This window comes from Paenibacillus flagellatus (genome assembly GCF_003217775.1).
Classification (GTDB): domain Bacteria; phylum Bacillota; class Bacilli; order Paenibacillales; family NBRC-103111; genus Paenibacillus_AB; species Paenibacillus_AB flagellatus.
Window position 1 is genome coordinate 580419 of sequence record NZ_QJVJ01000002.1, and the last position, 15092, is coordinate 595510.

8 protein-coding genes are annotated in these 15092 nt (G+C 61.8%); 6 read left to right on the forward strand and 2 right to left on the reverse strand.

The window, feature by feature from the left end:
- The first annotated feature begins 48 nt into the window (after window positions 1-48).
- Both DLM86_RS06050 and DLM86_RS06055 read left to right on the forward strand, forming a co-directional pair.
- The gene (locus DLM86_RS06050; protein WP_245954367.1) at window positions 49-1584 is read left to right on the forward strand and encodes an extracellular solute-binding protein; all 1536 of its coding nucleotides are present in this window, start codon (window positions 49-51) and stop codon (window positions 1582-1584) included.
- Window positions 1585-2011: 427 nt separating this feature from the next.
- Entirely contained in the window at window positions 2012-4126 is a 2115-nt protein-coding gene (locus tag DLM86_RS06055) for a sensor histidine kinase (RefSeq protein ID WP_110839059.1), read from the forward strand.
- On the opposite strand, the gene DLM86_RS06060 is transcribed toward DLM86_RS06055, so the two are convergent.
- Window positions 4101-4751 (reverse strand): response regulator transcription factor, encoded by a 651-nt coding sequence (locus tag DLM86_RS06060; RefSeq protein WP_158289353.1) that lies wholly within the window; start codon window positions 4749-4751, stop codon window positions 4101-4103. The two genes, DLM86_RS06055 and DLM86_RS06060, sit on opposite strands and share 26 nt — an antisense overlap.
- Window positions 4752-5002: 251 nt before the next feature.
- Between DLM86_RS06060 and DLM86_RS06065 the strand changes: the two genes are divergently transcribed.
- Window positions 5003-6145, forward strand: a complete 1143-nt coding sequence (locus DLM86_RS06065; protein WP_110839061.1) for an acyltransferase family protein — start codon at window positions 5003-5005, stop codon at window positions 6143-6145.
- A gap of 454 nt (window positions 6146-6599) precedes the next feature.
- On the opposite strand, the gene DLM86_RS06075 is transcribed toward DLM86_RS06065, so the two are convergent.
- Window positions 6600-8150 (reverse strand): NAD(P)H-hydrate dehydratase, encoded by a 1551-nt coding sequence (locus tag DLM86_RS06075; protein WP_110839063.1) that lies wholly within the window; start codon window positions 8148-8150, stop codon window positions 6600-6602.
- A 378-nt stretch (window positions 8151-8528) separates the two neighbouring features.
- On the opposite strand from DLM86_RS06075, the gene DLM86_RS06080 reads away from it, so the two are divergent.
- The 3 genes from DLM86_RS06080 (at window position 8529) to DLM86_RS06090 (ending at window position 15024) form a co-directional block, all read left to right on the forward strand.
- A complete protein-coding gene (locus DLM86_RS06080) occupies window positions 8529-11498 on the forward strand; it encodes a DUF4855 domain-containing protein (RefSeq protein ID WP_110839064.1) in 2970 nt (989 codons plus the stop codon).
- Between the two features lie 242 nt (window positions 11499-11740).
- Window positions 11741-12466: an SGNH/GDSL hydrolase family protein gene (locus DLM86_RS06085; RefSeq protein WP_110839065.1), complete on the forward strand. Its 726-nt coding sequence runs from the start codon at window positions 11741-11743 to the stop codon at window positions 12464-12466.
- Window positions 12467-12645: 179 nt separating this feature from the next.
- Window positions 12646-15024, forward strand: coding sequence for a glycoside hydrolase family 2 protein (locus tag DLM86_RS06090; RefSeq protein ID WP_110839066.1), 2379 nt, complete (start codon window positions 12646-12648; stop codon window positions 15022-15024).
- The last annotated feature ends 68 nt before the right edge of the window (window positions 15025-15092 follow it).

Consider the following 15092-nt stretch of genomic DNA (forward strand, 5'->3'; position numbering starts at 1 on the left):
CAAGAATTAATGATATAGATTACAAAAATCATACGGGGAGGGTTTATTTTGAAAAAGAATTGTAAGCATGCGATGGCTCTGCTTATGGCCGGCTCTTTGGCCATAACGGCAGCATGCGGCACTTCGGGTTCCAATTCGGATACGGATTCGTCATCGACGACTCCAACGACCGCGGACAAGCCAAAGCCGACCTTGAGAAATTTGAGCGTCTGGATGCAGGATGATTACAATCATTACCCTGTAGCCAAAATGCTTGAGGAAAAAACGGGATATAAAGTGCAGTACGATATGCTTCCTCAGGAAAACGTGACGGAGAAGCTGAACCTGCTGATCGCTTCGGCGGAACCTTATGATGTAGTGACTACGCTGGGTACGAGCAGCTACAAGGCGCTGTATTCGGACTATGCCAAGCGCGGGGCGCTGGTAGATTTGGGGCCGCTTATCGATAAGTACGGACCCCATATAAAGGCAAGCCTATCGCAGGAAACATTGGATGCGGCAAAGGTAGACGGCAAGCTGTACGGCATCCCGGTCAAAACGCTCGCCAACGTATCCAGTTCCTTGATGATCCGCAAAGATTGGCTTGATAAGCTCGGGCTGAAGATGCCTACAACTACGGATGAGCTGGTTGCCGTATTGAAAGCATTTAAGGAGAAAGACCCTGGAGGCAACGGTGCCAAGAACATCCCGTTTGCGATTTCCGGCACCGCCAGCATCGTGGAGAACCTTGCGGGAGCATTCGGTATTCCGAACACGTGGAACGAAGTGGACGGCAAGCTGCTGCCCCGTGCCATGGATCCGGCTTATAAGGACTATGTCACCTTCATGAACAACCTTTTCAACGAAGGCTTGTTAGACAAGGAGTTCCCGATCAATCAGGCAGCGACTGTGAATGAGAAATTCACCAGCGGCAGAGTCGGCGTCATTGCCGTCGGCTGGGCCGGCGTTCCTATGCTGACCGATGCTCTAATCAAAAATAACCCGAATGCGCAAATGGTGTATATGCCTACTTTAAAGGGGCCGAAAGGAAAGTTTGGGTTGTCGGAGCCTACCGGGTTCGATCGTATTACGTTTATCCCGAAAGCTTCCAAAAATCCGGAGGATGCAATCAAGTGGATCAACGCCAAGCTGGACAAAGACACGTTCCGCAATACGGCGATCGGGGAAGAAAACAAGCATTATACGTTTAAAGACGGTGCTTATACGCCTATATTGCCGATTTTCAATGATGAACGCAATCAAGCAGTCAATTTCTTGACCGGTTCGGATGAGAAAAACTATCCGACCTACTGGCAGGCGCGCGTACGCAAAGATAGCCGTTTGTTCGCCGCTTGGGAATACTTGAACGTGAAAGAGCCGGCCAGCATCCGAGTAAAAGATCCTCTCGGCATGAGCCCGTACTTGCAGGAGTATTCCAAACATAATGCATCTCTGAGCACGATGGTGAACGACCAAACGGTCAAATACATCTCCGGCGGAGAACCGATCTCAAGCTTGGATGCCTTTATCGCGAAGTTCAAGGCAGCCGGCGGGGAGGCAAGCGTGAAGGAAGTGAATGATTGGTACACGGCGACAAAGAAATAATACCCGCTTAGGAATATTCAGAATAATCGGCCGCAATAGAGTCACAAGCCGCCGCCTCCTACCTAAATTCAGGGATGCGGCGGCTGTTGTTCATTCCCTGTAGTGCCGTCGAGTGACAAGAACTTGTACCGGTTCGGATCTGACGGTAGAACCGGAGTGGAAAACATGATCCAGACTGGTGTCCGGCCCAAGCTTTACATAGGCCGAGTCGGGGTCGGCCGCCTTCTTTGAAAAACTTCATGCTGCGTTATAATTTTTAACAGATTAAATAAGAATCGGCTATTTGAGGTGCAAAGTTAGTTAAAGAAAGCTTTCGTAGCTTTGTAAAAGAAAAACGAACATATTTTTCGCTGCCCCATGCTAGAATGAAAGAAAATCGGGTGTCATTCGCGATCTCGATCATTTCAGCAGGGGGAGGCATCATGGCATGAGCGAAAGCGGAGACCCGCTTCGTAAAACGGAAATCGGGAAATATCCAGGCGGGGTGACGACGGAACGTCCGGTTCGGGCGAGGCCGTCGCCGATCGGTAACGGGGCGGCGACACGGAGAACGGGCGCGCTGATGGCGATGACCGTCGTCCTCGCGTTCGTGCTGAACGGTCTCGTCAATTACGGCCTGCTCCGGCAGTCGGCGCTAAGGTCCGGCCCGATCGGACCGCTGCTCGTTCACCTCGACGAAGCCGCCTTCGCGCTTCTGTTTGTAGCCGCCGGCGCGCTTTTTTTCGGCATGCTGGCCGTTTTTCCGGGAGAACGGGGCTACTTGTTCCTGGGCGTCTTGTCGCTGCTCGTCTCGGCTCAGCTGCTCTCGGAATGGGACGAGAAGATGCTGCTGTTCGGGCCGTTTCCCGTCGTCCCGTACGAATCGCTCGCGATCAAGAGCGGCATCGTCTTCCTCGCGTTTTCCTTTACGCATTACTTGCTCGGGCAATCGCGGGACCGGCTTCTTCGCGGAGCCGCCGTCGCGAGCGGCGTCCTGTGGGCGGCGGCCGCGGCCGCGAGCACGGCGGGAGCGGGGGAGCGATGGGGGCTCGCGCTGAACGTCGCGTTCGTCGCGATCGTCCTGTACGGGATGGCGGTAAATGTGCTGCGGTTCGGCTACGCTTTGCGACGGGAGCAAGACCGTTCGGAGCTTCGCTGGATCGCGAGGGGGTTCATTACGTTCATCCTGATTCTGCTTCCCGATCTCGGCAAAGACATCGTCGAATATGCAGTTGGGCGGTCGATCGGCTACCGTCCGATCTGGTGGGAGCAAGGATTGGAGGATACGTTTCCTTGGGCGTTTCTCGTTCTCATTGCCGTTTTCGGGGGTTTGTTTTTCCGGCGGTTCGTCCGGACGCTGGAGCGCAATCGGCAGGTCGCGGAGCAGCTGCAGGCGAAAAATACCGCTCTCGAGCAGGAAGCGGATACGAGACGGCATCTGGACCGGCTGCTCACGCAGCTGACCCGGACGTACCGGGCGTCCGATCTGGAGCAGCGCATCGTGCTGGAAGGCTCCCGGTTTTTCGAGCCGTTGACGTTTCGGTTGATCCGGTATGCGGAAGCGGACGGGGTGATCCGCACGGTGGGGGCGTCGCTTGCGCCTTCCGCCGAGACGGAGCTGGCAGCCGCTTGGCGTCGGCAGGCGGGTCGGCTCGAACCGGGGGAGATCGGCTTTACTCCGCAAGTGGTCTGGTGCTCGGCGGGGGCGACGAAAGGAGCCCGGCTGTTCCTGACGGTTTCCTCCGGCGACGGAGGGGCGGTCGAGCTGCAGGAACGGGAACGGTTCGCGCTCCAGCTCATGTCCAAGTACACGTCGCTGTTCCGCGAATATTTCCGGCTGATCGAAAGCAGGCTTGACGAGATGGAGCGGCGGCGGGCGGACGAGCAGCCGTGGCTGTCCAAGCTGTTCATGCAAATCGCGGAGAAGGAGCGCAAGCGGCTCGCTTCCGACTTGCACGACGAGGCGCTTCAGGAGCTGCTGAACATTCGGAGGCTGCTGGAACGTTCCGCCGGAGCGGCACCGCTGGAAGAGACGGAGAGAGTCGTGTTGCTGCGCGGGCTGGACAACGCCGAATTCATGATCCGCGAGACGTGCAGCGAGCTCATGCCGTCGTTCCTCGCCGATTACGGCGTCCTTCGCTCGATTGCAGGGCTGGCGGAGAAGACGAGGCTGCGCGCGGATTTCGCCCTCGACTACAGGCCGGGCGCCATCCGGGCCCGGTTGAGCGACGAGCTGGAGCTGACCGTGTACCGGATCGTACAGGAGCTGATCAACAACGCGCTCAAGCATGCGGGAGCGCAAACGGTGACGCTGGAAGTGGGACAGGTGGGGGAGACGATCCGTATAAGCTACACCGACGACGGGAAAGGGATGGAGCCCGACGCTCTGGCCGTTTTACAACCGAACCGATACGGGCTCAGAGGGATCTTGGAAAGGGTCCGTATGTCGGGAGGAACCGTCACGCTTGATACCCGGCCGGGGGAGGGCGTTCGATTCGGCTGCACGCTTCCGATCGAGTCTCCGGCGGGACGGGAGGTTACGAATCCAGCTTCAGCCACTTGAGCTCGATGGCTTTCAGGACCGCTTCCTGGCGGGAGCCGGCGTTCAATTTGGCGAACAGATGCGAGATCATGTATTCGACATTGCGCTGGCTCATGTAGAGCCGGTCGGCAATGTCTTTGTTTTTATGGCCTTGCGCGATCAGCTTGAGCAGTCCGATTTCCTTCTCGGTCAACGTCTTGCCGCCGCCGTCCGACTCGCTTCCGGATGTCGCGGCCCGGCTCTCCTTCGTTCGCAGCTGACGTGCGAGATGAAGCGGGAGGATCGTCAGCCGCTGCACGGCGAGCCGCAGACTGGCGACAAACTCCGGCTCGCCGAGCGACTTTTCCAACACGCCGATCGCTCCGATATCCATAAGCCGGTCGTAATGAGCGGCGATGTCTTCTCCGGTCAAAATGACGATCGCCGCTTCCGGACGAATCCGCAGCGTCTGTTCCGTCAGCTCGAAGCCGTTCGTCCCCGGCAGCTTCAGATCGAAAAGGTACAGCTCGAAGTCGGCATCGCGGATCGCTTCCAGCGCTTCGTCGGCGGTGGAGGCGGTCGTGACGCGAAAGCCGTGCTTTTCCAAGATGAGGGCGGTTCCCGCCAAAAACGTCTTATGATCGTCCACCAGCAAAATCGAAATCATGTGTCGGTCCCCCCGGAATCTCGTTCCTCGTCGTGCGCTCTCTTCTCCTATACTACCAAACGATTCGTTTCGGCGCACCGCAGGAGTCCGGCCACGGTGCCGAAACGGACGGACGCGCGTACCGAAGCGTTCGGCTTCGCCTCCGAAATCGAAATTGCGCGATCGGTCCCCGTCTTTTCGGTGCGCTGCGGATGCCCGCCATGCTACCGTTAAGGCAGGAACCGGGAACCGCATGATGGGAGGATGAAACCGTGAACGATCGTTTACCTTATTTGGATCGGATCAAGACGTTTTTGACCGTGCTGGTCGTGCTTCATCACACGGCGATTACGTACGGGGGAGAAGGAAGCTGGTATTATACCGAGCATGCGGACAGCTTGGCGGCTCAGGCGGTGCTGACGCTGTTTACCGCGGTGAACCAGTCGTTTTTCATGGGTCTGTTTTTTTTCATTTCCGGCTGCGTGACTCCGGCCTCGTACGATCGGAGCGACGGTGCGGGACGATTTATGGCGAAACGGCTCGTTCGATTCGGCGTTCCGCTGGCCGTATACATGATCGTGATCGATCCCGTATTGTGGTATGTTTCTACGGGATACGACGGATCGGTTGCCGACTACTTGCGGGAACGGGTATTCCCCGATCCGCTGCGGGGGGTGACGGAATTCGAGCCAGGGCCGCTATGGTTTCTCGTGGCGCTGCTGCTGTTCAATGCCGCCTATGCGTTTTATCGCCGCGTGACGGCGGGGCGTGCGTCCGTTCGTCCGTTCGCGCTGACCTCTGCGCGGGTATTCGGATATTTGGCGGCGGTTTCGGCGGCGAACTTTATCGTCCGTCTGTTCCTTCCCGTCGGGGAGGAGGTGCTGTCTTTGCAGCTCGGCTACTTTCCCGCCTATGTCGGTCTGTTCTTCGGCGGTATCGCCGCTTCTCGGGGGCAATGGCTGGAGCGGCTGACGACAAAGGCCGCCCGCCGGTGGGGTGCCGCCGCCATCGCGCTTGTCGTCCTGCTGCCGGTCGTCATGGCGCTGGGCGGGGCGTTGGACGGGAATACGGACGCCTTCATGGGCGGGTGGACGTGGCAGTCGGCCGTCTACTCGACCGTTGACCCGATCATGGGGCTCGGCATTTCGTACGTGCTGCTCGTCCGATTCCGCGACCGGCGGAACGGCCCGATGAGCCGGATGGGCCGAGCGCTGTCCGGCAGCGCCTTCCTCGTCTTCGTCCTGCACGCGCCGATCGTGACGTATGTGTCGTACGGGCTCCGCGATCTGGCGTTGCATCCGCTCGTGAAATTCGCGCTTGTTGGCGGATTGGCGACAACGCTCTGCTTCGCGATTGCCATGGCCGTTCGGCGCAGTCGGGCACGGGCGTCTCGAACGGTGCGACGGGCGGCGTGAAGGGGCGGGGGCGATGCCGCCTGCGGCAAAAAAGCGTCAAGTCTTCGGACTTGGCGCTTTAATTGCGTGTTATTTGCGAGTCATTGCGAGCAGAGATACGCCGCTTGGCGATCGCCTACTGTTCGGACCGCTTCGGCCATTGGATGTTGTCCAATGGGTGGGCCGCCAAAACAAGCAAACCGGCTTTGCCATTGGATTCCGTCCAACCGAATGGCCCGAAAACGAAGAGCGGCTCGGCTTCGGGGGCGATTCTGTTGGATCGTTTCCAATGGAAACCCCGAGCGGGCCCCCGATCGGCTCATTCCATTGGATGAAATCCAATGGAGCGTACCGAATGTGGTGCGGAGCGCCCCGGAAAGACGTGCTGTAAAGGGGCGAGAGAGCGGGCCGCCTCCGGCCCAGGGCTCGGCATCGGGCCGCGCCCGGCCTCCTGCTCGGCCACGGGCCGGACCGGCTACAGCTCGTCGACGATATCGCCGGCGATGAGCGAGGCCGGCGACGGACGCCGGGCGGCGGCGCGGTCCCCCGCCGCGCCGTGCAGCCAGACGCCGAGCGCGGCGGCCTGCTCGCCGGTCAGCCGCTGCGCCAGCAGGCCGCCGATCAGGCCGGCGAGCACGTCGCCCGACCCGGCGGTGGCCATGCCGGCGTTGCCGCTGCCGTTCACGTAGACGCGGCCGGACGGATCGGCCACGACGGTGCGCGCGCCCTTCAGCACGAGCGTCACGCCGTGCCGGACGGCGTAGCTTCGCGCGACGCCGATGCGGTCCCGCTGCACCTCGGGCACCGCGACGCCGGCGAGGCGCGCCATCTCGCCCGGGTGCGGCGTGAACACCGCCGCACCCGGCCTTCGCGGCCACGCCGCGAAATCGGGCGCGTCCGCGACCAGATTGAGCGCGTCCGCGTCGAGCACGAGCGGCACGCGGCCGTCCGCGCGCGTCCACAGCTCGCGCAGCCAGGCGGCGCCGCCGTCCCAGCGGCCGATGCCGGGGCCGAGCACGAGCGCGTCCTTGCCGGCCGCGAGCCGGGCGACGTCGCCGGGGGCGGCGGCGCTCCAGCCGCCGCTGCCGCCGTCGGGCACGCCCGCCAGCATCGCCTCCGGGAAGCGGCCGGCGAGCGGCGCGACGAGCGACTCCGGCACCGCCCACGTGACGAGGCCGCAGCCGCCGCGCAGCGCGGCCCGGGCGCTCAGCAGGCCGGCGCCGCTCATCGGCCGGCTGCCAGCGGCGACGAGCGCGTGGCCGTACGTGCCCTTGTGCGTGTCGGCCGCCCGCGCTCGCGCCGGATCGACGCCGAGCCGCTCGCGCAGCGTCCGCTCGTCCAGCGCGAACGTGCGCACGCCGTGCTCCTCCGCGAGCCGCTCGGGGATGCCGATCGGCCGCACGACGACGTCGCCGGCGGCGTCCGCGCCCGGGTGCTGCGCGAGCCCGCGCTTCGCGAACGCCAGCGCGACCGTCCGCGACGCCCGGATGCACGGGTCGCGCGTCTCGCCGGTGTCGGCGTCGAGTCCGCTCGGGATGTCGACGGCGACGATCGGCAGGCCGCTCGCGTTCGCCTCGCGGATGAGCGCGGCGTACGGCCCTTGCGGCGCGCCGCGGCTGCCGGTGCCGAGCAGCGCGTCGATGACGCCGTCGAAGCGGCTCCAATCGACCGCAGGTCCCTCGCCGCCGTAGACGGCCGACGGCAGCCCGAGCCGGGCGGCGATGTCGCGCTGGAGCGCCGCTTCCCCGGCGAAGCCGGCGGGATCGACGGCGTAGACGATAACGACGGCGAAGCCCGCCTCCGCCAAATGCCGGGCGGCGACGACGCCGTCCCCGCCGTTGTTGCCTTTGCCGGCCAGTACGAGCCACCGCTTCATCGCGCCGGCCGGGGCGCTCTCCGCCAGCCGGATCGCCTCCTCGGCGACCGCGCGTCCGGCGTTTTCCATCAGCGCGACGGCGGGAATGCCGATCCGCTCGATGGCCGCGCGGTCAATCTCCCGCATTTCAGTAGACGATACGAGATACATCGGGACGTTTCGCCTCCATCGTAAAAAGGTTTGCTGTAACGATTCGGGGAGGAGGAGCCGAAATCCTTCGCGGGGCGGTCCCCGAAAAAAGATTCTAACCGGCGACAACGATTGCCGGCGAAAGCCGCGGAACGCCCGCCCGGCAAGACATTTTTCTTTTGATGCAACCGTTTATCTTTTGTTGTGTCCATCTGATAATTGCGATTAATTCGCACGATGTCTACGATAGGGGGTGCCCGTCTATCGCTTCCGGCAGGGGAGCGGCGGCGTGCCATCGATTCGCGAAGGGGGAGGAGCGAATACGCATTTGCATTGGCGGTACATAGGCAGGAACGCCAAACGTTCCGAGACAACCGATAGAACGGGAGGATTTCGTACATGTTGTTCCGAAAAGGCATCTTGAACGTGCTTACATGGGTCATGCTGCTCGCGATTGTGCAACCGCTTGCAATCGCATCGGCCGATCCGGCCGCCGACAACGTCGGTGCGAGCGCCGAGAGCGTCACGAATTTGGTTTACGGCAAAGTGCCGGTACTGCACGTCGAATCCGGCGATACGACGGTCCGAAACGGCGAGCAGGCGAAGCTGAAGTTTTTGACCGACGATTTATACGGAACCGGCGATTGGGGGAAGGAAGGGTCGACCCGCTACGCGAGCTTTTTGAGAAATATCGGCCGCAGCCTCGTGTTCGATCTGGGACAGCCCTCCACGTTGAATGAAGTGCGTCTGCGGGCGCTGGGAGACGCGTCGGCGGGCATTTATTTGCCGGATTACGTGAACGTCGCGGTTTCGAACGACGGCGGGTCCACCTGGCACTTCGTGGGCAAAGTCGCGAAAAGCGAAGCGGTCCAAGCCGATTCGAAGCAGTATTGGTACGCGTTGACCGGCCTGAACGTCAAAGCGTCCATGATCAAATTGAGCTTCGAGGTCGACGTCTTTATTTTCCTGGATGAAGTCCGGGCGCTCGGGTTGAAGGAGGTCGCCGGCGACGCGGCGGTACCGACCGGGGGAGACGTAAGTCCGTATACGCCGAACGAGGAGTTCCGCTATCCGGCTCCCGGATCGTCCCAAGTCGGCGGCGTCCGGCACGAATATTTGCTGTACGGCGGGTGGCATACGAACGCCACCGTCTATTTGCCGCGCACTTACGACGATCTGTTGCCCGTCGTCGCTTATATCGACCGGAGCGGAGAGATCAAGGATTGGTTTTACGACACGATCTTGTTCATGAACTATCCGACAAGCTCCAAAAACCGGTGGTACATCAGCTCGAGCGCGGTCACTTCCGCCGTGTACGCCTCCAACAAAGCGGACTGGCAGGAATACGCGGATCTGCTGTTCCAGCCGAACGTCCAGATCGCCGCCTTGGACAAGGCGGTCGGAGACGTGAAGAAAAAGCTGAATCAGCCGGATTACAAGTACAAAGTGTACATTTCCATCCCGAAGGCGCTTCCGCAGCAAACCGACTTCGGAACGGTGAACGGGAAGGCGCTCAATTTCGACCATCGTCAGGTCGGGGACGATGCAGCGTTGGCGAACCGGGTCGCCGCGGTGAAATGGTACATCGATACGATTATGCAAAAATGGAACGAAGCCCGGTTCGGCAATCTCAGCCTGGAAGGCTTCTACTGGTACGACGAGGCGGTTCACAATTATGCGAGCAACCGGGAGGAAGAGCTGGTGAAGCAAGCGACCGCTTACGTTCATGCGCAAGGGAAAAAAATACATTGGATCCCGTTTTACCAAGCGGCCGGTTTTTTCCGCTGGAAGGAGCTAGGCTTCGACTATGCGTACATGCAGCCGAACTACGCCTTCTATACGAGCCCGCAAACGAGACCGACGGACGCGGCCAACTTAGCGAAGCGGTTCGGATTGGGCGTCGAGATGGAAGTGCACCATAACATCTTCAAGGACCCGGCGCTGCGCAAAAAATATTACGATTATTTGGATCAGGGCGTAACGGCCGGCTATATGAACCAATCCGCGTTGGCCTGGTATTGGGCGACCGATACGTTCCAGCTCGCTTACAAGAGCACGGTCGACAACGACCGGAAAGTGTATGAAGACACGTACTACTTCGTGAAAGGCACGTATCCGAACAAGTATACGCCTCCCGTGAACACGGACGGCGGAAGCGATTCCGGCAGCGATAACGGGGGATCGACGAGCCCGACAAGTCCGACAAGCCCGACGAGTCCGACCGGTCCGGGAGGGGGAGGAGCGCCGGCTGAGCCGGATCGGGATCGGCAAGTCGTGAGCAAGGAGCAGCTGGCCGACGTTCGCGACGGCACCGTTTCGTTGAAACTGGCCGAAGGCGTGCGGGAAGCGGTTCTGTCCGCGGCGGATATGAAAAGCATCGAGAACGGCGGACTGGAGCTCGTGTTCGGCGACGCGACCGTCGAAATGCCGTCCGGCGTGCTGAAGCAGCTGGTCGAGCTTGCGGGTGCGGACAAGGATGAGTCGATCGCGATTGCGGCCCGCCCGCTGTCCGGAGACAAAGCGAAAGCCGTCGAGCCGCTCGAGGAGAACGGTCTGGCCGTCAAGCGTGCCGGCGACCTGTTCGAGCTGACCGTCAAAATCGGCGATGAGCCGGTTCGGCCGGGAACGTTCCGCGAGCCGGTAACGGTGGAGCTCCCTTACCGGAAAGGGACCGTTAACGAGAATTGGCTGGGCGTGTACCGCTACGACGAAAGCGCGAAGACATGGCGGTACGTCGGCGGTGAGGTCCAAGCCGAGAAGGGCGTCGTCCGCGTCAAGCTGGACCATTTCAGCACGTACGGCGTATTCGAAACCGACAAGACGTTTGTCGACGTGGGTCCGTCTCACTGGGCATACGACGGCATCAAAACGTTGGCGGCGAAACATGTGGTCCAGGGCGTAACCGACGATGCGTTCGAACCGGGCCGCAGCGTGACGCGCGCCGAATTCGCGGGTCTGGTCGTCCGGGCTCTCGGCTTGCCGGCATCCCGCTCCGCGGGCTCCGCCTTCTCCGACGTGGCCGAATCCGATTGGTATGCGGCCGTCGTAGCGGCGGCGAACGAAGCGAAGCTGATCGAAGGCCGTTCGGCCGGGACGTTCGCGCCGAACGAGACGATCTCCCGCGAAGAGATGGCCTCGCTGATGATTCGGGCTTTTGCGCTTTCCGGCGGCAAATCCGCGTCGGCGCCGACGACCGTCCGTTACGCGGACGAAGCGGACATTTCCGAATGGGCGCGGGAATCCGTATACGCCGCCGCCGAAGCGGGGCTGATGAGCGGCACCGGAAACGGCGCGTTCGCGGCGAAGGCTCCGGCAAGCCGGGCGGAAGCCGTTCAAGCGATAGCCAATTTGTTGAAGGCAATCCGATAAGTCCATCGAGAAACCGTCTGATACGGCCCGTTCCATCCGGCCGTGCCGGGCGGTTTTTCGTCTTGAGCGATCGGCTTGCCGGTAAAGCTTGAAGACTTAGCCGACGCCGGAGGCACATACGGCGATGCAAGAGTCCGATCGGCCGACGGACATGCCAACGTCGTGCAACGACTTTTTCGCCGGGATGCGTTATTCTGATAAAGGAATGAGGACAGTTATCGATATTCGGGGAGGAACTTACGATGCACGACTTTCGAAGATGGCGAGACAGGCTTCGAGAAAAAGCGGATAACCCCGCCGCCCGTCCGGCTCTCTATGTGGCGATCGGCGACAGCGTCACTCACGGCATTATGGAGGGGGAGGTACTCGAGCATGAGCGGGTGTACCACCAGCTGCTGCGGAAACGGATAGCGAAGCGGTATCCGAACAGCGTATTGAACGTCATCAACTCCGGCGTATCCGGCGATACCGCCCATCGCTCCCGGGAACGCTGGGCCCATGACGTCATCTGCTATAAGCCCGACCTCGTTACGATCAAATTCGGCTTGAACGACGCCCATGGCGGCGAGGAAGGGGTCAAGCCCTATATCGCGGCGATTCGCGACCTCGTTCGGCTCATCCGGAACGAAACGGACGCCGAGCTTCTGCTCATGACGCCGAGCATGATGATGAAACGGGACAACGCCTTCATCTCGGAGGAGCATCGGCGCCATGTTCCAACCTTCCTCAAGGTATACGAGGAAGGGCATCTGCTCCGCTATGTCGAAGCGCTGCGGTCGTTCGCCGCGAGCGACGGCTTGCCTCTTCTCGACGTGTACGCCATGTGGGAGCGGATGGAGGCGGAAGGCGTAGACATTCACACCCGGTTGTCGAACGGCATCAATCATCCGGACCGGCAGTTTCACGAGGAGCTGGCCGAGGCGCTGGAAGCGTTCCTGTTCGCGGGCGACTCCGTTCCGGACCGCTAAGCGGGTCGGCTGCGAAGACACTTTTAATTCCGCCCGATGTACCGTTGGGGGGGCCGCAATCCGGCCCCCTTTTCCTGCTGGAAGGTCACAAGAAAAAGCAATTGCCGCCAAGGAGGAAAAAACGCCCGTTCGAAGAATGATTTGGAAACAACATTATTCGAAAGCGGGGATCGATCGTTATGAACGGAACGAACGCAGCCGACATACGGTGCCGATGGGAGCTGGCCCACGGCCCGGCCGGCGAAATGCCGAAGCCGGAACAATGGGCTTCGCTCGATTGGAGGGAAACGTCCGTTCCTTCCAACGTGCATACGTCGGCGTTCGGGATTCCGGTCGAGCGGCTGTACGTGCGAGACCGGATCCGCGAAACCGACTGGATGAACGACCGATACTGGCTGTACCGGGCCCGATTCGATTCGCCCCGGGCGGGAGAAGACCGGGAAGCGGTCTTCGTGCTGAAGGGCGTGGATTACCGCTGCACCGTTTATTTGGACGGCAAGCGCGTGCTCGACCACGAAGGGATGTTCAGTCCGATCGAGGTTCCCCTCGACGAACGGGCGGCCTCGCCGGGAGAGGAACGGGAGCTTGTCGTCGTCATTCATCCGTTCGTCAAAGGAGCGGAACCCTACGAAACGCTGAAGGCGCGTTACGGCTTCGGCGACGGCTGGGATTTCGCGCCGAGGCTGACGTCCGCCGGGATATGGGACGACGCGCACGTCGTCGTCCGCCCCAAGCTGCGGGTTGCATCCGCTTACACGGCCGTGAAGCGGGCCAACCGGCAGCGGGCCGACATTGTCGTCCATGCCGAATGGAGCGAGAGGATCGAGTCGGGCACCGTAACGGTGCGGATCGGCGGAGCGGCGCGCTCCTTCCCGATCGTGGCGAGCGATCGGCTGGCGATGCCGATTGCCGTTCCGTCGCCGAGATGGTGGTGGCCGAACGGACGCGGCGAGCCGCATCTCGTCGAGCTGCAGCTGGAGCTCGACGTACCCGGCAGACGGACGGAGCCGTTCCGGCAGCGCATCGGGCTTCGCACGGTCGAGCGCGTTCCTTGCGAAGGCCAAGGGCAGGAGGATACGCCGCTTCGTCTGCGGATCAACGGGGAGGAGCTGTTTCTGAACGGGGTCAACTGGGTGCCGGCGGACGCTTGTCCGGCCGAGGTGACGGCCGAACGGTACCGGACGTTTCTGCAGCGGTTCCGCGACGCCGGCGTCAATTTCGTGCGCGTCTGGGGAGGCGGGCTGAAGGAAAAAGACGCGTTCTACGACATCGCCGACGAGCTGGGGCTCATGGTCATGCAGGAATTTCCGCTGGCATGCCAGAAGCTGGCCCGGTCGGAAACGTTTTACCGCGTGCTGGAGCAGGAAGCGTCGGCGATCGTACGGGCGCTGAGGCACCATCCGTCCGTCGTCGTCTGGTCCGGAGGGAACGAGCATTACCATTATTGGGACGCCGTCGATTCCGGGACGGACGCGATGGAGGCGGCGAGGCCCGCCGTGCGGGACATGTTCGGCATCGGCGAGGGCGACCGCGAATGGCTGGCGGGCGCCGACACGTACGCCGAGCCGGCGCTGGCGCTGCTCGATTCCGTATGCGCGGGCTTGGACGGGACGCGGCCTTACCAGATTACCTCGGCGCTGGAGGGAGAAGGCGAAGTTCACGGCATATGGAATTGGAATCCGCGCATCGGGGATCATCGGTACCGCGATTATGAAAGCTTGTACGCATTTTGGCGGAGCGCCGACAAGCAGCTGTACTCCGAGGCGAGCGTCTCGTCAATCGCCAATGCGGACACGATCCGCGACGTGCTCGGGCTCGGGGCGGACGAGCCGCTGGGAGGCTTGCCGGAGAAGAGCGACCCGATGTGGCGCCTGCATCATGCCTTCGGCAGCGTCTGGGACGGTCACGACGATCTATGGCTCGACATTCCGTCGACCGAGAAGCTGTTCGGTCCGATGAATCGGCTGGAAGAGCTCGTATTCGCGAACCAGTGGATGCAGGGCGAAGGCTGCCGCTTTCTGATCGAGGAGCTGCGCCGCCGGCAGCGGCGGGTCGCGGGCGTCGTCTGGTGGGGCGTCAACGAGCCTTGGCCGGGGCTCGCGGGAAACGCGCTCCTCGATTATTACGGCCGGCCCAAGCTCGGATGGTCGTTCCTCGCCAGCGCGTTTCGCCCGACCGTCGCCTCACTCCGCTACGAGCACTGCGTCGCGCGGGCCGTGAAGCCGGAGCTGTGGGTGAGCCGCAACGGCGGCGGCCGATTCGAGGGCCGATACGAAGCGGAGCTCGTCCATCTGCATACCGGCGAGACGGAAACGATCGAGGGGCGGGTCGTCTGCGGGGACGGGGAGTCCGTCTACGTCCGGACGCTGCCTCGCGTCCGTCTCGTCCCCGGCAGCCGGCTTCACGTCCGGCTCCGGCTGTTCGACGAGGCGGGCGGGGCGCTCGTGCACACCAACGATTACGTGTTCGCACCGGCGGAGGAGGAAGCGCCGTTTCGCGGCGAAACCGCGGCCCTGCTGAAGCGGTTGTACGCATCCGGGCCGGACGGCGGCCGATAAGCTTCTACGGGCCGTCCCGGATATATCCGGCTGCGGCGTAATGCCGAAACATTTCCTAAGGCGGCAAG

Excerpts from the sequence above, each read along its gene's own strand:
- DLM86_RS06055 (WP_110839059.1), top strand. The coding sequence starts at position 2,012 with ATGAGCGAAAGCGGAGACCCGCTTCGTAAAACGGAAATCGGGAAATAT.
- DLM86_RS06060 (WP_158289353.1), bottom strand. The coding sequence starts at position 4,751 with ATGATTTCGATTTTGCTGGTGGACGATCATAAGACGTTTTTGGCGGGA.
- DLM86_RS06080 (WP_110839064.1), top strand. The coding sequence starts at position 8,529 with ATGTTGTTCCGAAAAGGCATCTTGAACGTGCTTACATGGGTCATGCTG.
- DLM86_RS06090 (WP_110839066.1), top strand. The coding sequence starts at position 12,646 with ATGAACGGAACGAACGCAGCCGACATACGGTGCCGATGGGAGCTGGCC.
- DLM86_RS06075 (WP_110839063.1), bottom strand. The coding sequence starts at position 8,150 with ATGTATCTCGTATCGTCTACTGAAATGCGGGAGATTGACCGCGCGGCC.
- DLM86_RS06085 (WP_110839065.1), top strand. The coding sequence starts at position 11,741 with ATGCACGACTTTCGAAGATGGCGAGACAGGCTTCGAGAAAAAGCGGAT.